20 protein-coding genes are annotated in these 25,512 nt (G+C 40.8%); 16 read left to right on the forward strand and 4 right to left on the reverse strand.

The features are described 5' to 3' along the window. Nucleotides 1–67: 67 nt before the first annotated feature. Entirely contained in the window at nucleotides 68–1,519 is a 1,452-nt protein-coding gene (gene pdxR, locus AC623_RS00490) for a MocR-like pyridoxine biosynthesis transcription factor PdxR (protein WP_049659430.1), read from the reverse strand. Between the two features lie 107 nt (nucleotides 1,520–1,626). Between pdxR and AC623_RS00495 the strand changes: the two genes are divergently transcribed. Then, a complete protein-coding gene (locus AC623_RS00495; protein ID WP_049659432.1) occupies nucleotides 1,627–3,021 on the forward strand; it encodes a pyridoxal phosphate-dependent decarboxylase family protein in 1,395 nt (464 codons plus the stop codon). 154 nt (nucleotides 3,022–3,175) lie between these two features. Then, the gene (locus AC623_RS00500; protein WP_049659435.1) at nucleotides 3,176–3,589 is read left to right on the forward strand and encodes a VOC family protein; all 414 of its coding nucleotides are present in this window, start codon (nucleotides 3,176–3,178) and stop codon (nucleotides 3,587–3,589) included. A gap of 110 nt (nucleotides 3,590–3,699) precedes the next feature. Here AC623_RS00500 and AC623_RS00505 read toward each other — a convergent pair whose 3' ends face one another. Then, on the reverse strand, nucleotides 3,700–4,482 hold the full coding sequence (locus tag AC623_RS00505) for an STAS domain-containing protein (protein WP_049659436.1): 783 nt from the start codon (nucleotides 4,480–4,482) through the stop codon (nucleotides 3,700–3,702). A 433-nt stretch (nucleotides 4,483–4,915) separates the two neighbouring features. On the opposite strand from AC623_RS00505, the gene abc-f reads away from it, so the two are divergent. Next, nucleotides 4,916–6,547, forward strand: a complete 1,632-nt coding sequence (gene abc-f, locus AC623_RS00510; RefSeq protein ID WP_049659439.1) for a ribosomal protection-like ABC-F family protein — start codon at nucleotides 4,916–4,918, stop codon at nucleotides 6,545–6,547. A gap of 254 nt (nucleotides 6,548–6,801) precedes the next feature. On the opposite strand, the gene AC623_RS21315 is transcribed toward abc-f, so the two are convergent. Then, nucleotides 6,802–6,966 (reverse strand): hypothetical protein, encoded by a 165-nt coding sequence (locus AC623_RS21315; RefSeq protein WP_156186974.1) that lies wholly within the window; start codon nucleotides 6,964–6,966, stop codon nucleotides 6,802–6,804. A gap of 367 nt (nucleotides 6,967–7,333) precedes the next feature. On the opposite strand from AC623_RS21315, the gene AC623_RS00515 reads away from it, so the two are divergent. Further along, nucleotides 7,334–7,597, forward strand: coding sequence for a transcriptional regulator SplA domain-containing protein (locus AC623_RS00515; RefSeq protein ID WP_049659441.1), 264 nt, complete (start codon nucleotides 7,334–7,336; stop codon nucleotides 7,595–7,597). After that, nucleotides 7,594–8,622 (forward strand): spore photoproduct lyase, encoded by a 1,029-nt coding sequence (gene splB, locus AC623_RS00520; protein WP_049659442.1) that lies wholly within the window; start codon nucleotides 7,594–7,596, stop codon nucleotides 8,620–8,622. Before AC623_RS00515 ends, splB begins: the two co-directional genes overlap by 4 nt. 114 nt (nucleotides 8,623–8,736) lie before the next feature. On the opposite strand, the gene sstT is transcribed toward splB, so the two are convergent. Further along, complete coding sequence (gene sstT / locus AC623_RS00525; protein ID WP_049659444.1) at nucleotides 8,737–9,975, reverse strand: serine/threonine transporter SstT; 1,239 nt, start codon at nucleotides 9,973–9,975, stop codon at nucleotides 8,737–8,739. A gap of 442 nt (nucleotides 9,976–10,417) precedes the next feature. Here sstT and AC623_RS00530 point away from each other — a divergent pair, with 442 nt between their 5' ends. From AC623_RS00530 to AC623_RS00580, 11 genes are all read left to right on the forward strand, one after another. Then, entirely contained in the window at nucleotides 10,418–10,999 is a 582-nt protein-coding gene (locus AC623_RS00530; protein WP_049659446.1) for a DNA-3-methyladenine glycosylase I, read from the forward strand. Between the two features lie 812 nt (nucleotides 11,000–11,811). Further along, nucleotides 11,812–13,128: a sensor domain-containing diguanylate cyclase gene (locus AC623_RS00535; protein WP_049659449.1), complete on the forward strand. Its 1,317-nt coding sequence runs from the start codon at nucleotides 11,812–11,814 to the stop codon at nucleotides 13,126–13,128. Between the two features lie 376 nt (nucleotides 13,129–13,504). Then, entirely contained in the window at nucleotides 13,505–14,734 is a 1,230-nt protein-coding gene (locus tag AC623_RS00540; RefSeq protein WP_049659450.1) for a cytochrome P450, read from the forward strand. Between the two features lie 163 nt (nucleotides 14,735–14,897). After that, on the forward strand, nucleotides 14,898–15,338 hold the full coding sequence (locus AC623_RS00545; RefSeq protein ID WP_049659451.1) for a hypothetical protein: 441 nt from the start codon (nucleotides 14,898–14,900) through the stop codon (nucleotides 15,336–15,338). Between the two features lie 179 nt (nucleotides 15,339–15,517). Continuing rightward, the gene (locus AC623_RS00550; RefSeq protein WP_049659453.1) at nucleotides 15,518–16,222 is read left to right on the forward strand and encodes an SDR family oxidoreductase; all 705 of its coding nucleotides are present in this window, start codon (nucleotides 15,518–15,520) and stop codon (nucleotides 16,220–16,222) included. Between the two features lie 318 nt (nucleotides 16,223–16,540). After that, nucleotides 16,541–18,925 carry a M14 family metallopeptidase gene (locus AC623_RS00555; protein WP_049659455.1) on the forward strand — a complete coding sequence of 795 codons (2,385 nt, stop codon included), beginning with the start codon at nucleotides 16,541–16,543 and terminating at the stop codon, nucleotides 18,923–18,925. Between the two features lie 261 nt (nucleotides 18,926–19,186). Beyond that, nucleotides 19,187–20,704: an MDR family MFS transporter gene (locus tag AC623_RS00560; RefSeq protein ID WP_049659456.1), complete on the forward strand. Its 1,518-nt coding sequence runs from the start codon at nucleotides 19,187–19,189 to the stop codon at nucleotides 20,702–20,704. 103 nt (nucleotides 20,705–20,807) lie between these two features. Beyond that, entirely contained in the window at nucleotides 20,808–21,485 is a 678-nt protein-coding gene (locus AC623_RS00565; RefSeq protein ID WP_049659458.1) for a response regulator transcription factor, read from the forward strand. Beyond that, a complete protein-coding gene (locus tag AC623_RS00570; protein WP_049659460.1) occupies nucleotides 21,482–22,855 on the forward strand; it encodes a sensor histidine kinase in 1,374 nt (457 codons plus the stop codon). The genes AC623_RS00565 and AC623_RS00570 overlap by 4 nt, the downstream gene beginning before the upstream one ends. A 77-nt stretch (nucleotides 22,856–22,932) precedes the next feature. Next, a complete protein-coding gene (locus AC623_RS00575; RefSeq protein WP_049659462.1) occupies nucleotides 22,933–23,331 on the forward strand; it encodes a hypothetical protein in 399 nt (132 codons plus the stop codon). Between the two features lie 2 nt (nucleotides 23,332–23,333). Then, nucleotides 23,334–25,454 (forward strand): MMPL family transporter, encoded by a 2,121-nt coding sequence (locus AC623_RS00580; RefSeq protein WP_049659464.1) that lies wholly within the window; start codon nucleotides 23,334–23,336, stop codon nucleotides 25,452–25,454. Nucleotides 25,455–25,512 lie beyond the last annotated feature (58 nt).

Raw genomic sequence — 25,512 nt, forward strand, 5'->3', positions numbered from 1 at the left:
AGTTAAATGATGCAGTAAGGATAATAGTTTGATAAGCGACTAGTCAGAGTTAGCCCTTATGATTCATTTATTGAAGATACAATTCTATAACCTTACAAAGCTCTATAACCCCTTGTTCAAGCTGTTGATTCTCTAGATAAGAGTAACTAATTCTTAAGTGGTTATATTGTGGTTCATTTGGATAACAAGCCGAACTAGGCAAAAATGAAAGGTTGGACTGTTGTGCTTTTAAAAGCAGTTCATCTGTATTGCTGTTGCCAGGCAAAGACACCCAAATGTTTAGCCCTCCTTTAGGCTTAATCCAGGTCACTCCTTCAGGGGCATATTTCTCTAACAAGGCAATCGTTTGATCTCTTCTTATTTCAAGGGCGATACGCAGCTTTTCTAAATGTGTGTTCATTCTGATTGAACTTAAAAATGGAATCAGTGCTTTTTGTGTTAAGAGTGGGTTGCCCAGGTCTGTACAAGATTTTGATGTTAACAACCGCTGATGAATGGTCCCGTTTGAAACCATCGCCCCAATTCTGCAACTAGGGGCTAAAGCTTTGCTAAAGCCCTTTAAATAAATCACATGACCGCTCGTATCTAAAGATTTAATAGTGGGCGGGGGCGGGTTATGATCAAAATATATTTCATTCCATGAGTCATCCTCTACAATAAGAAAGCCATTGCTTTGTGCCAGTTCTACTAAATCCATTCTTCTCTTTTTACTTAAAACTGTGCCAGTTGGATTATGAAATGTAGGGATCGTATAAACAACTTTTGGTTTTTTAGTTAAACAGAGAGAAGCTAAAATATCTGTCTGCATCCCTTCTCCGTCTACAGGGATAGGAATAATGTGAGCTCCTCGATTTCGAAAAACATCGAGTGCTGCCGTATAGGTGGGCGCCTCCGTGATCACAATGTCTCCAGGACCAATAAAAGTTCTTGCTACTAGATCGATTCCTTGCTGCACACCACTTGTAATGATGATCTCTGAGCTTGTTGTTTTAAGCTCACCATATCGTTGTAAATACTTTTTAATTGCTTCCCGAACTTCAGCATCCCCTTGAATAGGGCCATAACGGGCTACAATTTGTGGGTCATCCTGCAGAACCTGGTTTATTTCTTTCGTTAAATAAGCGGAAGGGAGCAGTCCCGGATTTATAATGGCACTAGATAGTTTAATTGCATTTTCCGGTCCCAAATTTAACATGTATTGTGAACGCTGAATATAATCTGGAATGGCTAGCTGCCAATCAACATTTTCACTTGTTCTCTTTTCAATCCTTTTCCTCTGTTCTTTCCGCCGAACAAAAGCTCCCTTTCCATGCTCTAAGCGAATATATCCATTCTTCTCTAAAAGGGTATAAGCTTTGCTTACCGTAACAAAACTAACTTGATTTTCTTTTGAAAAGTTTCGAATTGAAGGCAATTGGCTGTCTTCTTCTACAACACCTGAACGAATTTTCTCCGCTAGAATGTTGGCAATTTGATGAATTAACGATTGATCTGATTGACGGTTAAGATTGATTTTCATATTGTCTCCCACTGTTATATTCACTCATTGACTGTTATACCTATCACTATATATTGTAAAAACAATGAGGAACAAGAAAAATTTGTTAAAAGAGGAGAGAGTAGAGGATGAATATCATGAACCAAGACCAAAAAGATTTTGAACGGATATTAACAGAAGTCGTGCAGCATGCAACAAATTTTTATCATGGCCTTGAAGAGAGGTGTGTAGCGGTTCAATCCTATGACATGCCAAAAAATCAACTATCTACATCAGGTATTGGAGCAAGTGCAGCCCTTGAATATTTCACCCACCACTATGCTACAGGCTTAAGCGCAAGTGTGGGTTCAAGATACTTAGGCTTTGTTACGGGGGGCTCTACACCTGCGGCCATTATAGGAGATTGGTTAGTTAGTATTTATGATCAAAATGCAGCTAGCTCACAAGATTCAATTGCCGGGTTGGTTGAACTTGAAACGATTGACCTGCTAAAAGAGTTACTTCATTTAAGCCATGATTATAGCGGCACTTTCGTAAGTGGGGCCACCATGGCAAATTTCGTAGGTCTTGCTCAAGCAAGGCAATGGATTGCACATCATTATGGAAAAGACATTTCCATGGAAGGCCTGTACGATATTCCATCCATTAAAATTTTGAGCGGCGCTCCTCACTCAAGCGTTTTTAAAGCAGCTTCTATGCTGGGCATAGGGAGAAAATCTATTCATTCAATACCTTGTCAGGAAAATCGCGAGGCGATCGATATCGAAAAATTAAAGGAATTTCTTGAACAACAGAAAAGTGAGCCATGCATCGTTGTGGCCAATGTGGGAACAGTTAACACGGTAGACTATGACGATTTAGCTGCTATTGGGAAGCTTAAAAAGCACTACCGCTTTTGGTTGCATATTGATGCGGCTTTTGGCGGTTTTGCTGCTTGTTCCCCTCTATATAGAGAATTAGTAGAAGGGATGGATGCTGCCGACTCTATTACAATTGATGCGCATAAATGGTTGAATGTTCCCTACGACTCTGCCATGCAATTTACTCGTCATAAGCAGCTTCAAGCGGAAGTATTTCAAAATAATGCTGCTTACCTCGGGGATGCAATTGAACATCCGGAGTTTTTTAATCTTACACCTGAAAATTCTCGAAGGTTCCGTGCCTTGCCAGCATGGTTTACGCTAAAAGCATACGGTAAAAGCGGCTACCAAAATCTTATTGAGCAAAATGTTGAACTGGCTAAACGCCTTGGGGAAAAAATAAACAACAGCCGGGAGTTTAAACTGTTATCACCAGTAAGGTTAAACGTTGTTTGCTTTTCTTTAAACAAACAATCTATCACTGCTGAAATGAACAACCAATTTCTTACTGCTTTAAACCAGCAAGGAAAAGTGTTTATGACGCCAACTATCTATAACGGTGTTCCCGCCATTCGTGCTGCTTTTAGCAATTGGCGCACAGAGGAAAAAGATATAGATATTATATGGGAAGCATTACGATCAACAGTACAATCTATCAAATAGTTTTTTAAGAGAAGATACTTTGAATAGGAGTAGAGGAGTGATGAAATCTAATTCCTTCAGAGCAATTTAATCAATCTTTTTGTAAAAACTAAATTGTTTTTAGAAAGAGTCTAATGCTAAGAAGGGATTTTTAAGGGGGAAGGGGGAAATAGTGATGAGTGAGCAATGGGCAGATGATTTACAGGTCGCTCAAGTACGTATTGCGAGGCCGACAGATCGATTATCGGAAATTGAACGATTTTATTGTGAAGGAGTCGGATTGAATAAAATTGGTTCGTTTACAGGGCATCGGGGATATAATGGGATCATGCTAGGATTGCCAAATGCCAGCTGCCATTTAGAATTTACGGAGCATATTGAAGGCAGCCCGTGTCCGGCCCCTACAAAAGATAATCTTCTTGTATTGTATATTCCAGATATAGAGAAGATTCAACGTATCAAAAACAGGCTAGAACAAATGGGATATCCAGAGGTGGAGCCCGAGAATCCCTATTGGGCAGAAAAAGGAACCACTATTGAAGATCCAGACGGCTGGCGTATTGTCTTAATGAATACTGAAGGCATATAAACTTATATGACTAAACTTGTAAATATGTATGATTGATGTATTATCTTAGGCTCTAGTAATATGCAAAAGAGATTACCCAGCTAGTTCAGGTAATCCCTTTTGTATCTCAACTATATTCTTAATGTGCTGTTGGGAGATTCCTTCTCTTGCAGCTTCATAATGTGCTTTAAACCAGCATGGGCATCACGGAATATCGGTATATCTTTTAATTCACGAATACTCAGAGCCAGCTCTGGCTTGATTCCCACTATAATGCATTGCACGCCAATCAGCTTTAGGCAACCAGCTAATTTTTGAAGATAGTTTCTAACGCTGTCATCAAAATGGCTAATCCCTCTTAGACTGATAAGAAAGTATTCTATTTTTTGAGAGGCGCATTCTTCCAAAACAGTGGACAAGACGAGCTCGCCGCGATTCCAGTCTAGTACACCTGCCAGCGGCAAGACGATTGTCTTTTCCCATATGTTTAAGAGAGGCACGGATAAATCTTGAATTAGTGCGTCTTTTCTTTTCTCTTCTTCAGCATGCGAGGTGACATCCAAAAGCATTACCATATAGCCTTCAATCTGCTCGTTATGTTGGCTGTTTTTGATAGGAGTCACGACGATATCGGCGATAAATGTATTCTTGATCGTAATTCTTGCCCGATGGCCTTCTTGCAATTGCTCCATCATAAGCTGCTGATGCTCAGGTTTTTTATGAAAAAAATCCATACTGAGCCCTATCATTTCTTCTGCGTTCGTCAGGCCATATAAAGGAGCAATAGCAGACAGGGACTTGTCTGCTTTCGTATTCATCCAAGTAATTTTATAGTCTGTATCCGCGATGATGATATTCTCCCCTATGCTATTCAAAGCATCTTTAGCTGATAGCTTCATTGATAGTCCATTCATAACGTTTCATCCAGTTCTATAATTAATTTATCTCATTATATAGTAAGCTTATGAAGCAATAAAAGAAGAAAGATATGGTTTCGGCAGACTTAAAAATATTCAGTAGGAAAGGGCTAGAAGAAGGTCTAATATATATAGGTCAAACTAATTTAAAGTCCTTACTCAATTTTCCTTTTTTAGATCTGTATGCTACAATGTCTTTACTAAACAATAGAAGGGATGATGGGTGGACGATGGACAAATAATCTTATTTTCTACATTTGAAATCGCATATTTCAAATCACACAAAATAGGATTAGTCTGCCCATTTTCTATATACTGTACAGCTATTGAATCAAATAGCTTATTTGAACAACGCAAAAATGCGGCTAATCCTTCCAAATCAATTGGGAGGATTTTTTTGTCCTCCCTTTAATAGAGAGGGATGAAGAGTATGAATGAGCTGTTTAAATTGCAAAATGTTAGTTTTGAAATAATGGATCTTATGATATTTGAAGGGATCAATGCCAGTGTTCAACAAGGAGAAGTCATCGGAATCATTGGCAAAAATGGAGCGGGAAAATCTACTTTGCTTCAATTGATTCACCAGGAATTGATCCCGACAGCAGGGCAAATCCGATGGCTGCAGCCAAATTTGGAGATGGCATTCGTTGAACAGGAAACGGAATTCTACTCTTCCGCAGAAGTGAGCCCTGTAGAGGAAGTCTTGCTAAGAAAATGGGAAGTGCCGAACCGCCATTTTTCACAACTAAGCGGAGGAGAGAAATTAAAAGCCCGATTGGCAAAAGGTTTTTCAAAAGACGTCCATCTTTTATTATTAGATGAACCAACTAATCACCTCGATGAGAAAAGCACTGAGCTGCTCATTGAGCAGATGAAACATTATAAAGGTACAATTGTCCTCGTTTCACATGATCGCTATTTTTTAGATAAGGTGGCTACAAAAATCTGGTCAATTGAGGGCAAAAAACTGATCGAGCATAAAGGGAATTACACAAGTTACATGGAAGCTCGCCAACAGAAGAGATTGACTCAGCAACGCGAATATGAAAAGCAGCAAAAAATGGTGGAGCGTATTGAATCCCAAATGCAAGAGCTCACGTCCTGGTCGAAAAAAGCCCACGCCCAATCGACGAAACAGGAAGGCATTAAAGAACATTATCGCGTAAAGGCCAAGCGCATGGATGCTCAAGTAAAATCAAAACAAAAGCGTCTTGAAAAAGAGCTGGAAAAGGCCAAGGCAGAGCGGATTGAGCCAGAGTATGAAGTGCATTTTTCGATGAAAACGAGCAACAAGACGGGAAAGCGGTTTGTAGAAGTTAAAAATGTAACAAAGGCATTTGCTGGACATTCCTTATTTACAAACGCCAATTTTACCATTCAGCACGGGGAAAAGGTAGCGATCACAGGCCCGAATGGCAGCGGAAAGACGACTTTACTAAAAATAATCGTTGGGGAGGAAACAGCAGAAGGAAAGGTGTGGGTTTCCCCTTCTGCCACTATCGGCTATTTAACGCAGGAGGTGTTTGATTTGCCGCTTGAACAAACACCGAAACAGCTGTTTTATCAAGATACTTATGAAGCGAGAGGCCAGGTTCAAAATTTAATGAAGCATTTGGGATTTACGGCCTCTCAATGGAAAGAGCCCATCCAAAATATGAGTATGGGGGAGCGTGTAAAGTGTAAGCTAATGGCTTATATTCTAGCTGAAAAAGATGTATTAATTTTAGATGAGCCGACGAATCACCTTGATTTGCCTTCACGTGAACAATTGGAAAATACTTTAGCCCAGTATGACGGTACGCTGCTTGTCGTTTCACATGATCGCTACTTTCTTGAGAAAATAACAAGCAGTAAGCTGGTTGTAGCGAACAACAGCATCCGGAAGCAATGGAACGAAATGTCCCAGCAAAGAGATGATTGGGAAGAATTACGTTTAAAGCTCGAAACAGAACGACAAGAGGTTTTAGGAAAGCTTAGCTTTATGACGCCTGCGGATCAAGCGTACAAGGAACTCGATTTGAGATTTAAAGAGCTGACGAAGCAAATAAAGGAGCTTTCGTAAGGAATAAAGTTCGGCTGTATAGATAGGTAAGAATCATAAGAGCTGCTAAAGTTATTTAACGCTAATAGGAAAATATAAGAGCCTTGCTGCATTTTATTGTGTAGCAAGGCCCTTTAAAGTTATTTAATCTCTATCCATCTAAGTGCATTTGCACTCAAAAACCAATAATAAAGTCGTTTAATTCTTATTCATCTAACAAGGTTTCAAGGCACAAAAAAGCCAGCCAAATGAAAACTGGCCGTATCTTTCTTTTATTAATTTTCTTTCTTCGCAGCTTCGCGAGTTAAACGTGCATTATTTAAGCCTTTATCGCTAAATGCGTTATCGTTATTCAGTTGATCTCCTATTGGTTCTCTGTCCATCTCGCCCTTTAGCACGCCTGGAGTTTTTCCATGTATATTGTCATGCTCTTGTGACATTATGTTTAACCTCCTTTTCATGTATTATCTGTTACCCTTAATTTTCTTATACTAGGGCTAATACTGAGGACGTATCTCGATTTGCTTTTCATTTCTTCTTGAATTAACCTGCCCCGTTAGTCTAATAAAAATTAAACAGCTTTAGTGTTACTTAACAAGAGTTGGTACTAAAACGATTCCTCCGCTATTTGTTGAAATTTCATAGTAAAATTTTCTTTTTGTGTATGTAGAGTAATAACTGATAGATTGATGTCTTTATGAGGTTGTTTTCCGTAATTAGGCAAACATAATTTGTAGGAACTAAAGGCAAAATGTAAATAACAAATTACTTAACTTATGGATTTTTGTGGAAAGAAAAGGTGATGAAATGGAACTATCTAACGAAAATCGAACGTATCAGGCTGGAGACATTGTCTATGTTTTTTATCGCAATCCCCATACTCAGGACGTAGCAAATATACAGGCGGCAGCGGTCGTTAATGACCCGGATAATTCTGCTGGATTATCTTTGTTTTTATATGAAAATTACTATCCACTATCAAGTGAAATGGCGATTTATCCCACAGAGGAAGAGGCGAAGCAGGCTTACGAATACTATTACGGAATGGAATCAGAGGGGAGATTGGAATGAATAAACCATTCAACCCTAAATTGGTGTATTTTGAACCCGATGCGCTGGATTATCCATTAGGCAAACAGCTTAAAGAGAAATTTGAAAAAATGGATGTTGAAATTCGATATACGACTTCGCATAATCAAGTGAGAAATCTTCCAGGTGAAAATGACTTTCAAAGATACCGGGTTGCCAAATCTACGCTAGTGGTCGGCATTAGAAAAACATTAAAATTTGACACTTCCAAGCCTTCTGCGGAGTACGCTATTCCTTTTGCGACGGGCTGCATGGGCCATTGTCATTATTGCTATTTACAAACGACGATGGGAAGTAAGCCGTACATTCGCACGTATGTAAATGTAGATGAAATTTTGGAAGCTGCCGATCAGTACATAGCCGAGCGTGCTCCCGAGATTACAAGGTTTGAAGCGTCCTGTACATCTGATATCGTTGGGATTGATTATTTGACTCATACATTAAAGCGTGCAATTGAACATTTTGGAGAATCGGAGTACGGGAAATTAAGATTTGTAACAAAGTTTCACCATGTCGATCACCTGCTTGATGCAAAACATAACGGAAAGACTAGATTTCGATTTAGTGTGAACGCCGATTATGTCGTTAAGAACTTCGAGCCGGGGACTTCTCCTTTAGAGAAAAGAATTGAAGCGGCAGGAAAAGTCGCTAGAGCGGGGTATCCACTTGGTTTTATTGTAGCTCCTATTTATCTTCACGAAGGATGGGAGGAAGGATACCTTCATATGTTTGAGCGCTTGGATGCAGAATTGCCTCCAGAAGCAAGGAAGGATTTGACGTTTGAGTTTATTCAGCATCGCTTTACGAAGCCAGCTAAAAGAGTAATCCAAAAAAATTACCCTATGACAAAATTAGAATTAGATGAAGAGAAAAGAAGGTATAAATGGGGAAAGTACGGAATTGGAAAATACATTTATCAAAAGGAAGAAGAGGAAGATATAAAAAATCATCTTTATTCCTATATGAAGAAATTCTTTCCAGAGGCGAAATTAGAATATTTCACGTAAAAGATGAAAGAACTGTGAATAGATAATGAGTTTTGAGAATTTGCTTGCTAACGGTTATTGAATTTGTTATTAAAAACAATGCCCCTGGCTCCATTGAAGCCGGGGGCATTGTTTTTAAGTTAATTTTTTAATATTTACCTTTTGCCCTTGTTTGCGTCGCTCTCTGAATTCAGCTGTTGCTGTGAAGAGGACGTCTGTAGAGGAGTTAAGGGCCGTTTCGAAAGAGTCTTGGAGAACCCCTACAATAAAGCCTACCCCTACTACTGTCATCGCTACATCATTTGAAATTCCGAACAGGCTGCAGGCTAGTGGGATAAGCAATAAGGAACCGCCAGCCACTCCAGAAGCACCGCAGGCACATACAGCAGACAGAACACTTAAGATAATGGCTGTCGGGATATCCACTTGAATACCGAGTGTATGAACTGCTGCTAGTGTTAAAACGGAAATTGTTACCGCTGCACCGGCCATATTGATGGTAGCGCCTAACGGAATGGATACAGAGTAGGTATCCTTATCTAAACCTAGTTTTTCACACAGTTTCATATTAACCGGAATGTTTGCCGCTGAACTGCGTGTGAAGAAGGCTGTAATACCACTTTCTCTGATACATTTAAATACGAGCGGGTATGGATTTTGGCGCACAGCTAAGAACACAATAACAGGATTGACGACCAGTGCAACAAAGAGCATACAACCGATTAAAACGGCCAGTAATTTTCCATAGCTTAGCAAAGCATCAATGCCATTTGCTGTAATCGATTCGAAGACTAAGCCCATGATTCCTAGTGGAGCAAATTTAATGATCCACGTTACAATTTTAGATACGGCATCTGAAAAGTTAGAAATGACGGTCTTCGTAGTATCTGATGCGTTCTTCAAGGCAATGCCTAGAAGAATCGCCCAAGATAATATACCAATATAATTAGCGTTAGTAATGGCGTTAAACGGGTTATCAACAATATTCATGAGCAGTGTTTTGAGTACCTCGGAAACACCACCAGGAGCCGTTAAGTCTTCCGTAGCCTTAGCCAGCGTTAAATGAACCGGGAACATAAAACTTACAATAACGGCGATAAATCCAGCTAAAAAAGTTCCTAAAAGATAAAGGACGACGATAGATGACATATTTGTTTTTTGACCGCTCTTGTGCTGAGCAATAGCGGACATAACCAAAAATAATACGAGTACAGGCGCAATCGCTTTCAAGGCGCCTACGAATAAAGAGCCTAAAATGACAACGGGTTTTGCTGCGTCAGGAATCGTTAAAGCCAAAGCAATACCAACAATTAAACCGATAATTATTTGCTTTACCAAGCTCAATCGATTCCACTTTTTTAATTGGTTTTTCATAGATATCTCCTCTACTAATTTTAGAAAATGGCTATATTACATTACGCTGCTATGAGCCTGCTCTCCCTTCCTAAGGTTGATCTAGTGACGGTTATATTTAATCAAACGATTATCTTAAAGGGTTATTTCTTCCGTAGACGACGATGACCCTTACTCTCCGCTTTTTCAAGTGGACTACTAATCAATAAAATTATAGTGAATATTTAGATTTATTACAATAGTATTTTAGAAGAAAGAAAACGTTTGAATATTCTCAAAAGTGTGGTTGCGTCCGAGTGAAAGTAAAGATGAAAAGCACAATGGGCTGAAGCGAATGCATTTACTATGTATGACAAATAGGCTGATACGGGAATGGTGTTGGACCTTGGAAGTAATTGTTAGGTATATTAAAGACGTGAGGATAAAAATGAACTCTTTAAATCAAAGAAGGATGGGTTTATAAATGAGCAAAAGATGTGCGTGGGTAACGAAAGAGCCCCTATATATGGAGTATCATGATAAGGAATGGGGAGTACCCGTTTACGATGATCAACTGTTATTTGAGATGTTATGTCTAGAAGGAGCGCAAGCTGGTCTTAGTTGGTGGACCATTTTACAAAAAAGAGAAAATTACCGAAAAGCTTTTGATTATTTTAAAGCGGAAAAAATCGTACATTACACGGACGAAAAATTGCAATCATTGGTAGAAGACAAAGGGATTGTCCGAAATAAATTAAAAATCAAAAGTGTGGTAACGAATGCAGAGGCATTTTTGCGATTGAAAGAGGAGTATGGTTCATTTGCTAATTATATATGGGGGTTTGTGAATCACAAGCCGGTCGTCAATCACTGGAAAACAGCAGAAGAGGTTCCTGTTTCGGATGCCATCAGTGATAAAATGAGCAAACAGTTAAAGAAAGACGGATTTAAATTTGTGGGCAGCACGATTTGCTACTCTTATATGCAAGCGGTAGGCATGGTCAATGATCATACGCTAGAATGCTTTTGTCACCCAGCTCACCAAAAATCGACTTTTAGAGAGTGAATAGAACAGAGTCCGTTTCGATGAAATTTCTCAAAACAGATTCTTCGTATGTAAGATGACAGTTTTTATATTCTAAAGAATAGATATAGCAGCCCGCTGATGATCGAAATGGGTAACGTGATGGGGCTTAAAACAGCATCGTCTTTAATGAAGTATGTTAGTATAATCGATGGGATGCCTACTGTCCCCGATGTTAGGGCGATCATTTGCTTTGTATGGTCATTTTTCGGCAAGGAACTGTAGTTTATAATCGTGAGGCCTGCCGCTAAAACAATACTATATAATTCCCTTTCTGTTTTTATTTTTGTACAAAAACATTTCTCCTAATAGAGCAGCTAAAATCAAAGCTTCGAATAGCATTTGCAATAATTCCATCTATCTGATCCTCTCCGGGATGTTTTTTCCACCGATACATCACAAGAAATACAAAGGCCTGGACAAGTTTAGATAAAGACAAGCTAATGGAGCTGCTTTTTTATGAAGGATAAAAGTAATAAGAAAATGATGGGTTTAAATGAGAATATTGTGTCAAAACTAATTAGTAAAGAATAATATAACTTCTCTTAATCAAAAAATAATTCCCAAGCACGGGTGAAACCTGGTTTATTCCTCCAGTTTTGCTCGTGTTTTTTATTTTGTGAACAAGAAAACTATAGTAATAAGGGATTAGTTAAATAACAATAATTTGAAAACTATGATACAGTATACTTATACTTTCGGCTCTGTTAAAAATGAATTTCATTTTTTCAATAATGGAAAATCAATATAACAGAACCATATTTTAAAAGGCGTAAAGGTGTGGATGAATCATAATGAATTTAAACTCTCTTGGAGAGTTAGGAAACAGATTGTTATCTACTATAATAGTTTCGGCTCTCATTATAGTTCTATTAGTTATTGCTTCTGTAGCAGGTGTTCGTTTCTCCTTAAGTGCCAACATTAAAGGTCAACAAGCATTAGACAGTATTGAAGGATCAGCTATTGATTTATTTAAAGCTCTCGTCGATCAGGAAACGGGACAAAGAGGGTATAGCTTAACGAACGATGAAGCGTTCCTGGAGCCCTATTATCAAGGAATAAAGCAATTTTCACAGAACTCAAAAGAGCTTATACAGAAAACCGAGAAATTTCCTGCCCTGAATAGGAAGGCAAAAAAGATTATAGAAAGAGGGCAGTATTGGCAAAATCATTATGGGAAACATCTAGTAGAATCGACCGAAAGAGGGGAACAACCAAGTGTTCGGTTACTAAATGAAGAGAAAGAGACGCTGGATGACTTCCGAAATCAAGCTAATAGCTTTTCTAAAAAGATAGAAGATCAAAGAAGTATTGTTAGAAATACGATGCGAACAAGAATTAACCTGACTCTTACCGCATTAGTCGTCACTTTAATTATGATCATATTTATCAATTTATGGATTAATTACCGTCTCTTAAAATCCGTGATTAAACCTATTATTGAATTAAGCAGCTGTGTGAAATCTTATACGGAGCATGATTTTTCGAAAGAAACGCCAACATATAGAAAGAAAGATGAGCTGTTTGAATTAATTAGAAACGTGGGGCGGATGAGGACTGAACTATCCACGAGCATTCATTCGTTAAAGATGAAGGTTCATTATGATGAATTAACAGGACTTTATAATAGGCGTTATTTTAATGAATTTATCGTGAATGAATGGGAAGCAGCTAAGAAGAAATCCGAGAATTTTTCATTGATACTCTTTGATATTGATCATTATAAAGATTTTAACGACACATATGGACATTTAGCTGGGGACGAATGCTTAAGGAGGATCTCTGAATGTCTCCAGCTATATAACCAAGAGCCTTCACATTTTATTGCCCGGTACGGCGGTGAAGAATTTGTGGTGCTGCTTTTACAAAGAACGGAACAGGAAGCCTTATTTATAGCCGAGGAAATAAGGAAAGCGATACTTAATTTGAAAATACCCCATAAAACTTCTCCTATTAGTAATTATGTAACAGTTAGCATAGGAGTTGCTTCAGTTGTCCCAACAGGAGAAATGATGCCTAATGACATTATTTCAGCTGCAGATCAAGCTTTGTATTATTCTAAAGAAAATGGACGTAATCAAGTTACACAATATGCTAATAGCGTGATTTAGCCGCTGATGCTTTAAGCAGATGATACCAGCCTGTTCAGTGATATCAATGAATGAGGCGATTGAACTGTGAGCGGAACTGTTTTGGAGACTTACTGTATTGAACGAGAAAAATAACAAAGAAAGTAACCGGCAGCTGCAATAGCTGTCGGTTTTATTTTGTATAAATTGAATAAGAGACATAAACATAAAGGGATTTCATGAGGCTATTTCGTCGTTTTTAGGATGGTGCGGATGAAGCATGGTTTGCAATAAAATATTATTCTATAATGTCATTGTTATGTATTTTCAGGAAAAAAGGTAAAAATATAGCACGAATAATAGGTAATACTTTCAAGCCTTTTCCCGGTATTTTTACAAAGTAGGAGGATTTAACAGCATGAAAGAAATTATTGCAGTAAAAGAAATTACACCATTTAAAACGCGCTCAGAAGAATTTAATCCGTACGCTTGGTGCAAAGAGATGCTGGAGATGAATCCGGTGAGCTACCATGAGGGAACGAATACGTGGAATGTCTTTAAATATGAAGATGTAAAGCGTGTTATCAGCGATTATGAGAACTTCTCGAGTGAGCGTACCCGTACCACTATTGCCGTCGGAGCGGATATGAAGGATGGTTTTGCACCTGACAAGACGAATCTTATTGATGCCGACCCGCCGAAGCATAGAAAACGTCGTTCGTTGTTATCTGCAGCCTTCACACCGAGAAGCCTTAAAAACTGGGAGCCCCGCATTCAAGAAATTGTGGATGAGCTGATTGGACAGCTAGGGACAGATACCAAAATTGAAATTGTCCAGTCACTAACGAGTCAGCTCCCTATTATTATCATGTCTGACTTGATGGGAGTCCCATCCAAAGATCGGTTATTATTTAAAAAATGGGTAGATACTTTGTTTTTGCCTTTCAAAAAAGAAGAACAAGCAGACATTAATAACAAGAAGCAGGTGGCTGCTAAGGAGTATTATGAGTATTTGTATCCCATTGTCGTACAGAAAAGACAAAATCCGGCGGATGACATTATCTCTGACTTATTGAAGGCGGAAGTGGATGGAGAGACCTTTACCGATGATGAAGCGATAAGGACGACGATGCTGATTCTAGGTGCAGGGATTGAAACGACCAGTCATTTATTAGCTAACACCTTTTATTCTTTATTGTATGATAATCCAAACGTCTATGAAGAGTTGCATCATCAGCCGGAATTAGTTCCCCAAGCAGTAGAAGAAATGCTCAGATATCGTTTTCAATTATCTAAAATAGATCGCACGGTAAAAGAAGATAATCATCTGTTAGGAGTCGAGCTGAAAAAAGGAGATATTGTGGTTGCCTGGCTGAGTGCAGCCAATTTGGATAAGGATATGTTTGAAAATCCGTTTGCGGTTAACATTCATCGGCCAAATAATAAGAAACATGTGACATTTGGGAATGGACCGCATTTTTGCTTGGGCGCGCCGCTTGCCCGTCTCGAAGCCCGCATTGCTCTCACTTCTTTTGTGAAGAAGTATTCACGCATTGAACCGGTAGCTGATTTTAAGCTGGAAGATCATCTGACTGACTCAGCAACCGGCCAAACGCTGACCACTCTTCCATTTAAAGTATTTGTTTAACCCTGTGCAGGAATCGCATAGGGTTTTCTTATGTGGAAATAGCTGTTACTTTATTCACTTGAACATCAATTTTTGGATAAATTATCATTATGTTTAAGGAGTAAATAGTTTTAAGAATATTTAACGCACAGTCGTTTAAATAGGGATCAGGAGCGGTGACAAAATGACGCAGTTTTACTATCTTTCTGCCAAACATCCTTTAGAGATCGGAACGTTTGGAGAAGTAAAAAAGCTTTCTAATAAGGGAAACAATGTATTTGCTAATACGGTGGATGAAGCGTCTATCACGATTAAAAGATTAGCAGACAGTCCGCTCTCCAACCTGAGTTATCCCTGTCAATATGAAGTGATGGCGCATTTAGGAGACTTTGGGATGAATAAGGATAAGGCAAATGAGCTGGACAACAAGTGTCTGCAAACTTTATTGGAGTATGTCCAAATCGCCATTCAGAAAAGTTTTGTGGTGGAATTTTACACGGCATGGGCGGGAGAAGAGTTAAGCGTGGAAGAGGTGCGGGAACTAACGATAGATGAGTTAACCGATCCTAATCAATTAAGGCTTGGAAACAGGGGGAAGCTGATCATCTATCGTCAGAAATACTGAAATAAGCGGAGCAGTCTTTACGTTCAATGACGTTAAGGTCACGGTCCTGAACGAAAGAGCACCGTGCACATGAATACTATATTGATTGTCTTTTAATCTGCTGACGAGAGCCTATTCATTTCTTCTTCTAGATAGAGCGTGATACACTTTTATAAAGAGACGCAAAGGAGGAGTTGGACATGGGTCAATTACAAGGGAAAACAGCGATTATCACAGGGGCGAGCAGCGGGATCGGCTTGGCGATTGCGAAAGAGCTGGCAGGTGAAGGAGCGAATGTCGTTTTGGCTGCCCGCCGTATAGAAAAATTGAAGGATCTAGAAAGTGAAATCAACCAAAGCGAGAGTGCAAAGGCGCTTGCTGTTCAGACAGATATGGTGAAAGAAGAGGATGTTCAGCAGCTAGTGGAAAAAGCGATAGACACCTTTGGGAATGTAGATATTTTCGTCAACAACGCGGGACAAATGCGCGAGGCCACCATTCGGTCCGGAAAAGTAGGGGAATGGGAACAAATGATTGATGTGAATATTAAAGGCGTTCTCTATGGAATTAATGCAGTACTGCCGTCCATGCTGGAGCGGGAGAGCGGCCACATTATTAATATTGCCTCTGTTTCTGGCCTGGAAGTGACGAAAATGAGTACGGTCTATAGTGCAACGAAATATGCGGTTCGGGCGATTTCCACAGGCTTGGAAAAAGAACTTGCTAGAACAGGAGTGCATGTAACGAATATCTCTCCTGGCATGGTAGACACTCCTTTAAGCACGGGGCGTGGCAGCAGTGATCGTAAAAAATTAGAAGCAGCAGATATCGCCAAAGCTGTTGTATATGCCGTCACTCAGCCTGGTTACGTTAACGTGAATGAAATCACTGTTCGACCAGTTTAGAAAAAACTGACTGAAGAGATAAATGGATAGCGACATGCCGATTGATCCGCTGTCCGCTTCTGATAATATATTTACTCCAAGAAACCGCCGCTCTAGCACAGGCGGTTTTTGGTGTGTAATGAATTGGTAAAAACGGGCAGCCCGCTGTTGGGTGGAGGAGATCTTTTCTGTCGGAGGAAGAGGGATCACGCAAGGTTTTGTCTACAATTTTTCTGATAGCGCCGACAAGAACTGGCAAGCCACCCTGATTTTATTCCCCATAATGGAAAAAGAGGAATCTGTTAACGGGTTCTATTTTATTTGGGGGTGTTCCTTTTTATGAGGAAGTTGAAATCGTTTTCAAAAATCTTTGCGCCAGTCTGCGCCAGTGCGTTTCTCCTCACTGGATTTAACAGCAGTCCGGCGGCAGCGCCGTCAGTGGCCGCTCAGCCAGTTGCTGAAGAGAAGGCCACACTGATCACTGTTTATTTAAAGGACAGGAAGGCGTTGGACAAGCTTATCAATGAAGGGTTTGACCTTGCTGAACATGTTCACGAACACGACGGGAAGCTGGAAGTAGACGCGGTTGTAACTGACCGGGAACTGAAGCAGCTAAAGGAGAAAGGTTATCAAGTTGAAACGGTGACGACCCAGGAGCAGGTGCAGAACATTTTAACTCAGCGCCAGCAAAAAGTAGAGAAGGAAACAGAGCTAACTGCAGAAGCAGATGAGATTAAAATTTTAAGAGCCAACTATTTTGAAAGCCAGAACGAAACGTTTCTGTACATAGAAGCAAAGTCTAACGCAGGAACAGTAGCAAGTGTCGCATTGAATGCCTCCTGGAAGGAGAAAGGGACAAATCAAACGGCCGCTCTGCAAAGAGTCCAAGATGCAGGGGTTTACCTATACCACTCTTTACTTATTCCTGTTGAGAAAGCCCCAAATGAAGTAACCATTACAAGCACTCTAGGAGGCAAAACGGCACAAAAAGTGACTGAATGGGTCGGCGGCGGCAAGCCGGACAAGCGGAATAAGCATTATGTTTCGGATTTTGTAGACCATTATATGGACCCGACTGAAGTAACAGATAGAATTGAAGCATTAGCGAAGGAATTTCCGAAGCTTGCAGAAGTTGTAGAAATGCCGAATAAGACGAATGGATACCGCAGAAAAGCCCAAAATATTGTCGGCAAAAAAGAAAACCAGTCGTCAATTGCCATTTCTTCACGGGCATGGGGACATGAGGGCGGAAACAATGTAACCATAGAGCTGGTTAAGCCGGATGAGAAAGGAGCTCCTTTAAAAGTAGCGGTCGATGGCTCGAAAGTAAATGTGGCGCTGGCAACTGACGAAAATGGTCAGGTAATCAGCACAGGCAATCAAGTAAAAGAAGCCATTAATCAAACGGCCGGCTCTCTTGTAACAGTGAGCAAAGCGTATCAATCTACCGGAAATGGTGTTATTGCTCCGCAGGCCGTTCAATTGACAGATAGTTTGAATGCGCCAGATAACATTTCAAGAAATCCATTCACTATGAAAGCCATCCGTATCGGGAAACAGCGAGACGGTTCAAAGATGGGAGTTCTAGCCTATTCACAGGAGCATGCCCGCGAATGGGTGACGCCGCTTGTTTCTGTAGAAACGGCTGAGCGTCTGCTTCGTAACTATGCGACAGACAAAGAAACGAGAAACTTAGTAGACAACCTTGACATTTTCATTATTCCAACTGTGAATCCGGATGGCGGCCACTATTCGTTTTATGATTACAATATGCAGCGCAAGAATATGACCAATTATTGTGAAGGCACAGAATACAGTGATCCGTCCATTAGAAATTCATGGGGAGTAGATTTAAACCGCAACCATGAAATAGGGTCCATTTACGATGGGTATAGCGGGGCATCAACTTCATGCATAAGTGGATCATTTGCCGGTCCGGAGAAAGTGTCTGAGCCGGAAGCTAAAAACTTAATGTGGCTGGCTGATAAAAATGCCAACATTAAATTTGCGATGAACATTCATAGCTACGGCGGCTATTTCATGTGGCCTCCAGGTGCCTATAAAGCGGAAGGGCGTGAAACCCTTCCAAGACCAACAGCCGGCCAGGAGGCTTATTTCTGGGCCGCTTCCAATACAATTCTTGATGAAATCAAAGATCACCGCGGAACAGTCATTCTCCCGAGCAGAACAGGCCCGGTTCCGGATGTTCTCTATTCTGCAGCTGGAAACTCTGCCGATGCGCTCTGGTATAAAAAGGGTATTTATGCATGGGATTTTGAAGTAGGGGCTGATTTGTACGATGCAGCTACAGGAAAATGGCAGCCAGTAGGGTTCCAGCCGGAATTTAAAGAAGGCCACGAAGAAGCGCTGGAGTTTGCTAACGGATTAATAGGTATGCTGAAAGTAGCCAATGACTATGAGAAGGATAAAAAAGCACCTTCTTCCAAGCTAGTGAAGAAAAAGGTAAATAACGGGTTTGAAGTGGAGTTCACAACGAGCGAACCAGCCACTGTTTACTATACGTTAGATGGCAGCAAACCAACCTTTCAATCGCCAACGATTAATTTAAGAGGCATTCGTGAAACGGATGGGGAAAAGCTGTCTATTACAAAATCAACTGTGATCAACTGGTTCTCAATGGATGCTTCCGGGAATATAGAGAAAAACTATCACCCAGACACAAATCCAAATAAATACAATTCTGAAGAGATTAAAATCAAATAATCTAAATGAGTGGTTGGGAAGTCCTGCTTCAAGGAGCAGGACTTTTTCTTGATGCGTGTTAATATAATAAGCTGTTTAATCGTTAGAAGAAAAGAAATCGCTGTGTAAGTATTGAATTTTCGAGAGTGGGATAAAAAGACACAATGCAGAGGGAAGAGGGGTTTATAGATTGTAATAAAGGAAAAAACAGCAAGAATTTAATATAACTATGGGTTACTTTAATGGTAAAATATCACTCATAAAAATGTTTGGGGGAGTAGTATGGTTAATGAAAACAGTAATTTAAAGTTTGTAGTAACAGGCCTTCTTCTCGGTATTTTAATGGCTGCGATGGATAATACAATCGTGGCTACCGCAATGGGAACGATCGTTGCTGATTTGGGCGGATTCGAAAAGTTTGTCTGGGTTACTTCCGCTTATATGGTCACCGTTATGGCCGGAATGCCGATTTTTGGAAAGCTGTCTGATATGTATGGCCGCAAACGCTTCTTTATCTTCGGTTTGGCCATATTTTTAATTGGGTCAGCGTTGTGCGGAATCGCCCAGACGATGGACCAGTTGATTATTTACCGTGCCATCCAGGGAATCGGCGGAGGTGCTTTAATGCCGATTGCCTTTACGATCGTATTCGATATTTTCCCGCCGGAGAAGCGTGGGAAAATGACGGGATTGCTCGGTGCTGTGTTTGGTACTTCTAGTGTGCTAGGGCCGCTTTTAGGTGCTTATATTACAGATTGGTTTAGCTGGCATTGGGTATTCTATATTAATGTTCCGATTGGAATTGTTTCTGTCTTTTTAATTATTAAGTATTATCATGAATCAACACAGCATCGGAAGCAGCGCATTGATTGGGCGGGAGCGATTACGCTCGTGGCAGCTGTTGTCTGCTTAATGTTTGCGCTGGAGCTTGGCGGTAAAGAATATTCGTGGGATTCCACTCAAATTATTAGTTTATTTGCGGGCTTTGCGGTCTTCTTTGGAACTTTTCTGTGGGTGGAAACAAAGGCGGAAGAGCCGATTATTTCATTCTGGATGTTCAAACGCCGCTTGTTTGCCACTTCGCAAATTCTTGCTTTCTTATACGGGGCAACCTTTATTATATTAGCCGTCTTTATTCCAATCTTTGTGCAAGCGGTGTATGGCGGCTCGGCTAAGAACGCCGGTTTGATTTTAACACCGATGATGCTTGGTTCTGTCGCTGGGAGTGCCATTGGCGGGACTTTTCAAACGAAAACAAGCTATCGAAACTTAATGGTGATTTCAGTAGTTGCTTACTTTATCGGCATGTTTTTACTCGGAAATATGACGCCGGAAACAGCTCGCTGGGTATTAACGATTTACATGGTCATTGCCGGCTTTGGAATGGGCTTTTCTTTTTCCTTGCTTCCATCGGCATCGATTCATAATCTGGATCCGCGTTACCGGGGCTCAGCTAATTCGACGAACTCCTTTCTGCGTTCCCTTGGGATGACGCTGGGGGTTACGATCTTTGGAACGATTCAGCAAAATATTTTCACAGATAAGTTGAAAGACGCCTTTAAAGGAATGGGAGGAAACGGTGGTGCACCGGGTATGCAAATGAATGATCCGCAGCAGCTGTTTGAGGCTGGGCAACGCGCCAAGATTCCTGATTTTATCTTGGATAAAGTCGTTCTCGCCATGTCGGATTCAATTACGTCAATCTTTTTATTTGCGCTTATCCCGATTGTTTTATCGGCGATTGCCATCTTGTTCATGGGGAATCAGCGAGTGGAAATCAACAAAAAAATAGAAAGTTGATAAAAGTCCGGGCAAGTTGTCCGGGCTTTTTATTGTGCTTTTGTGAATCCGACAGCTCTTTCGCTATAATGAAGAAAAATATCCGTAAAGCGGGGGTTGGCAGATGAGAAAAATCTTAGTCGTGGACGACGATAAACATATATTAGAGCTCGTAAGCATTCATTTAACACGTGCTGGCTATCATGTGCTCAAGGCGGAAAATGGTGTGCAGGCATTGGGTGTTTTACAAAGTGAGCTGCCTGATTTGGCAATTGTCGATGTCATGATGCCGGGCATGAACGGGTTTGAGTTAACGAAAAAGCTGCATGATGACTGGGACATTCCTGTGTTGTTGTTAACAGCAAAGGGAGAACTAGAAGATAAGGAGCAGGGTTTTCTCGCCGGTTCAGATGATTATCTGGTGAAGCCCTTTGAGCCGAAGGAGCTGCTTTTTCGTATCGCAGCCATATTGAGACGTTATGATAAACCAGCGGATTCAATCCTGCAGGCAGGTTCGGTTACGATCAACCGCAAAAGCTTTGAGGTGACGGCGGGCTCTAGTACATTGTTGATGCCCTTAAAGGAATTCGAGGTACTGGCTTTGCTTGCTTCCAAGCCAAATCAAGTATTTCAACGCGCCGCCATTATGGAAAGTGTGTGGGGCTATGACTATGAGGGCGATGAGCAAACGCTGAATACGCATATTAAACGGATACGGGAGCGCCTTGCCAAGATTGCGGCTGATGTTGAAATTGTGACAGTTCGTGGCATTGGCTACAAATTAGAGGTGCATCGCTCATGAAATCGTTATATGGAAAGTTTGTGCTCATGACCGCCTTAATCATGGTGTTTAGCACGATAGGCGGCTTTCTCGTTACAAATACGTATTATCACCGTGTGATGAAAGTGCGTAATGATGAAAAAAATGTCGAGATTGCGAAGACGATTGTGGATCATATTGAAGAAACGCCGCAAGAGAACTTAGATGAGTATTTAAAGACCATTGGCAGGATCGGCTACCAGCTTTATGTCGTAGACGAACTAGGCAAGTCTTCGTTTTACGGCGGTGACTTTCGGTTGGAAAATCTAGACAGGAACTCTGTAGAGCAGGTGCTGGCAGGGCATGTATATCATGGGATGAGGGATTTTCCACGCGAGACGTTTGTGACAGGTTTTTTCGCCAATGAAATGTCCAATACCATCGGGGTTCCGTTTAAGCATGACAATAAGCAATATGCGCTTTTTATTCGGCCAGATATTAAGCTGTTATTTAGCGAGGTCCATACGATCCTAGCAGGATTGATCATCGCCACCGCTTTGCTAAGCTTGCTTGCGATGTTACTAGTGGCAAAGATGCTCATTGTTCCGATTACACAGTTAACGGCTGCAACGAAACGAATTGCTGATGAGAAGTATGACACAAAGCTGAACATTGACCGTCGCGATGAGATTGGCCAATTAGCAGCAAGTTTCAATACGATGGTGGGCCAGCTTCAAGAAAATGATAAAATACGCAAGGAATTTATTAGTAATGTTTCACATGATTTTCAATCACCGCTATTAAATATTCAAGGCTATGCAGACTTGCTTAAAGGAGGAAACATACCTGATGAAGAGCGTAAAAATTATGCAGAAGTGATCCAGTCAGAAACAAACCGCCTATCGAAATTAACACGCCAGCTTTTACTCTTAACCTCTCTTGACCAGTCTTCCCGGATGGTGAAATACAGAGATTATCGGCTAGATGAACAACTAAAAGCGTGTATCAACAAATATCGCTGGTGGCTCGAAGAAGAACGCCTTAACTTACACATGAAGATGGAGGCAACGACATATCGAGGGGACGAGGCTTTATTTGAAAATGTGTGGGAGAACTTGCTCACGAACGCAATTAAGTATAACCGTCCAGAAGGAGAAATTCATATTGCACTAGAGAAGAAGGATGGGTACATCGAGGTGATAGTACAGGATACGGGCATTGGGATTTCAGAAGTGGAACAATCGCAATTGTTCAATCGCTTCTACCGGGCGGATACATCGCGCACAAAAGAGGGAACCGGGCTTGGATTATCGATCGTAAAGCAAATCATTGAGCTGCATAAGGGGAACATTCACGTAACAAGTGAGCCGGGTGAAGGCACGACGTTTACAATTAAATTGCCGAATTTGTAATACAGAGTTCATATAGAGTTTAGATTGACAGCGTAGTATAACCTTCAAAGAGATAAAAATGTATGGAGGTTAACAAAATGGAGAAAAAATGGAGTTTACGATTAATACGTTTAGCGGCCATCTTTGGCTTAATCGGGGCGATACTAGGTTCGCACATGGCAGGATCGGGGAGCTATCAATTCCGTCCAATCCATGCCCACATTTTAGTAGTAGGCTGGTTATCCGTCTTTGCATGGGGGATCTTCTATCGTGTCTACACCGTTAAATCTGCAAAACTAGTAGCTGTTCATGGCTGGACAGCCGTAATCGGTTCAATTGGTTTGACAGTCGGTATGTGGTTGAACGCCTTAAAGCCATTTAATATCAATGAAACGTTCGCTTTAGTCTTCTATATCGTTGGCGGTACGATCTTGTTAATCAGCTTTGGGATTTTCATCCTCACAACATTTATGATTGATACGAGAGAAGGCAAGTAAGCATGCTGAACGTGATAAAAGAGAAAAAAAGCTGGTTTGTTATTTTATTAGTCTGGCTTCTTGCGGCGACCGTGCTTTCTAGTTTTGCCCCGGGAGCTAAAGAGCAAACCTCACCAAATAAGAATGCAGGGCTGCCGGAAACAGCTGCCTCTATTCAAGCAGAAAAAGCAGTAAAGAAGTTTTTTCCGTCATCTGACGGCGTGCCGTTGTTTGTCGTTGTTTATGACAAAGAAGGCTTGAAGGATGAGGACGTTGAAAAAGCCATCACGAATATTGAAAAAGTGATGAATGAAGCGAAAGAAGATTTGACTGTTATTCCGTTATCTAAAATGCCGGTGCCAGCACGCGCATCCTTCTTTTCAGAAGATAAAACCACGTTCTTCTTGCCAGTGCTGTTTCCTGAAGGAATGGAAAATAAAGAAGTTAAAAACACAATGGACCAGCTAAAAAAAGAAACAGCAAAAGAGATACCGGCTAACATAGAGACTTATTTCACCGGCCCTGCAGGAATCATGGCAGATACGTATGAAATGTTTTCGAAAGCTGATGTTGTCCTAATCCTTGCGACAGTTGGATTGATTTTCGTTATTTTAATTGTCATTTACCGTTCACCGTTATTAGCGTTTATCCCGTTGATTGGCGCGGGCATTGCCTACTCAGTCGTAGATCGCCTGCTCGGTTTAATGGGAAAGTATGAGTGGTTTCCAATCGACAGCCAATCCTTATCTATTATGATGATTTTGTTGTTTGCGGTGATCACGGATTATTCCTTATTGTTGTTTTCTCGTTTCCGAGAAGAACTGGAAAAAGGCCTGTCTGTGAATAAAGCGATGAAAAATGCTTTGAACTTTGTGAAGGAGCCAATTGTTTTCAGTGGCGGCACTGTATTTTTAAGTATGTTAACATTGTTTTTCGCAGTATACGAATCTTATCGCGGCTTTGCCCCTGTGTTTGCCGTAGCTGTAGCGATTATGTTAATTGCCGGGTTAACGCTAATGCCCGCCTTATTCGCGATCGCAGGCGAAAGATCATTCTGGCCATCGAATCCGCGTAAACGCGCGATTAAGCTGTCTGATAAAGAAAACTTCTGGCACAAACTTGGTCGTTTCGTAACCGAAAAACCGTGGATTTCCTTAATCCCCATCGTCGTGATACTTGTCTTTTTTACTTCCATGACGAGACATGTTCATTACTCATTTAATTTGTTAGATTCATTTCCGAAAGAAATGTCGTCCATTCAAGGCTACAATAAATTAAACGATGCCTTCTCTGCTGGTGACATTGCACCAAGCACGGTAATCGTGAAGGCAAAAGAGGATTTGTCACCGGAGCAGCTGCAGAGTTTAACAGAGGAATTAGGACGTTTGGATAGTGTAGCCAAAGCAGAAATACAAGGTCATCCATACGCTGAGAATCATCAAAACGTGGCGAAAATTAATCTTGTATTAAAAAGTAATCCTTATACGGAAAAAGCCTTTGATGATATTGAAAACATGCGCGATGATGCGGATAAACTATTAAAGGCTAGCAACATCCATCACGCAAAACTATTAATTGCTGGTGAGACGGCACAAAATGCAGATATTCGCAGTGCCAGCCATGGGGATGAAATCCGAATCATCACTCTTGTGACTGTATTAATTATGGTGATGCTTGGGATTCAAACTCGATCATTAGTAGCGCCGGTCTATATGATGGCAACTATTTTGTTATCGTTCGGAGCCGCTCTGGGATTTACCGTATTCTTTTTCCAAGATATGCTTGGCTATGCGGGTATTAGTTACCGCATCCCATTGTATACCTTTGTTTTCTTAGTAGCGCTTGGAGTCGATTACTCGATTATGCTTATTTCACGTATTCGCGAAGAAAAAGAACGTTTGCCAATTAAAGAGGCTGTGCGGGAGGGAGTTGGAAAAACAGGCGGTGTTATCTCATCTGCTGGTCTTATTCTAGCTGCTACATTTGCCGTTTTAATTACTCAGCCTGTCATGGAGCTTCGTGCTTTTGGATTTGCTGTCGCGATCGGAGTTCTTGTCGATACGTTCATCGTTCGTCCAGTTGCAATACCGGCGTTAATCGTTCTTTTAGGAAAATACAGCTTCTGGCCAAAGAAAGTAAAATAAGAATGTCCTTTAATCAATGAAGGCGGCAGTCTCTGCTTTAGACTGCCGCCTTGAACTA

This window comes from Bacillus sp. FJAT-27231, from assembly GCF_001183975.1.
Classification (GTDB): domain Bacteria; phylum Bacillota; class Bacilli; order Bacillales; family Domibacillaceae; genus Pseudobacillus; species Pseudobacillus wudalianchiensis.

Excerpts from the sequence above, each read along its gene's own strand:
- AC623_RS00560 (WP_049659456.1), top strand. The coding sequence starts at position 19,187 with ATGGTTAATGAAAACAGTAATTTAAAGTTTGTAGTAACAGGCCTTCTT.
- abc-f (WP_049659439.1), top strand. The coding sequence starts at position 4,916 with ATGAATGAGCTGTTTAAATTGCAAAATGTTAGTTTTGAAATAATGGAT.
- AC623_RS00570 (WP_049659460.1), top strand. The coding sequence starts at position 21,482 with ATGAAATCGTTATATGGAAAGTTTGTGCTCATGACCGCCTTAATCATG.
- AC623_RS00575 (WP_049659462.1), top strand. The coding sequence starts at position 22,933 with ATGGAGAAAAAATGGAGTTTACGATTAATACGTTTAGCGGCCATCTTT.
- AC623_RS00515 (WP_049659441.1), top strand. The coding sequence starts at position 7,334 with ATGGAACTATCTAACGAAAATCGAACGTATCAGGCTGGAGACATTGTC.
- AC623_RS00540 (WP_049659450.1), top strand. The coding sequence starts at position 13,505 with ATGAAAGAAATTATTGCAGTAAAAGAAATTACACCATTTAAAACGCGC.
- AC623_RS00495 (WP_049659432.1), top strand. The coding sequence starts at position 1,627 with ATGAATATCATGAACCAAGACCAAAAAGATTTTGAACGGATATTAACA.
- sstT (WP_049659444.1), bottom strand. The coding sequence starts at position 9,975 with ATGAAAAACCAATTAAAAAAGTGGAATCGATTGAGCTTGGTAAAGCAA.
- AC623_RS00505 (WP_049659436.1), bottom strand. The coding sequence starts at position 4,482 with ATGAATGGACTATCAATGAAGCTATCAGCTAAAGATGCTTTGAATAGC.
- AC623_RS21315 (WP_156186974.1), bottom strand. The coding sequence starts at position 6,966 with ATGTCACAAGAGCATGACAATATACATGGAAAAACTCCAGGCGTGCTA.
- AC623_RS00500 (WP_049659435.1), top strand. The coding sequence starts at position 3,176 with ATGAGTGAGCAATGGGCAGATGATTTACAGGTCGCTCAAGTACGTATT.
- AC623_RS00550 (WP_049659453.1), top strand. The coding sequence starts at position 15,518 with ATGGGTCAATTACAAGGGAAAACAGCGATTATCACAGGGGCGAGCAGC.
- AC623_RS00565 (WP_049659458.1), top strand. The coding sequence starts at position 20,808 with ATGAGAAAAATCTTAGTCGTGGACGACGATAAACATATATTAGAGCTC.
- AC623_RS00580 (WP_049659464.1), top strand. The coding sequence starts at position 23,334 with ATGCTGAACGTGATAAAAGAGAAAAAAAGCTGGTTTGTTATTTTATTA.
- AC623_RS00555 (WP_049659455.1), top strand. The coding sequence starts at position 16,541 with ATGAGGAAGTTGAAATCGTTTTCAAAAATCTTTGCGCCAGTCTGCGCC.
- splB (WP_049659442.1), top strand. The coding sequence starts at position 7,594 with ATGAATAAACCATTCAACCCTAAATTGGTGTATTTTGAACCCGATGCG.
- AC623_RS00535 (WP_049659449.1), top strand. The coding sequence starts at position 11,812 with ATGAATTTAAACTCTCTTGGAGAGTTAGGAAACAGATTGTTATCTACT.
- pdxR (WP_049659430.1), bottom strand. The coding sequence starts at position 1,519 with ATGAAAATCAATCTTAACCGTCAATCAGATCAATCGTTAATTCATCAA.
- AC623_RS00545 (WP_049659451.1), top strand. The coding sequence starts at position 14,898 with ATGACGCAGTTTTACTATCTTTCTGCCAAACATCCTTTAGAGATCGGA.
- AC623_RS00530 (WP_049659446.1), top strand. The coding sequence starts at position 10,418 with ATGAGCAAAAGATGTGCGTGGGTAACGAAAGAGCCCCTATATATGGAG.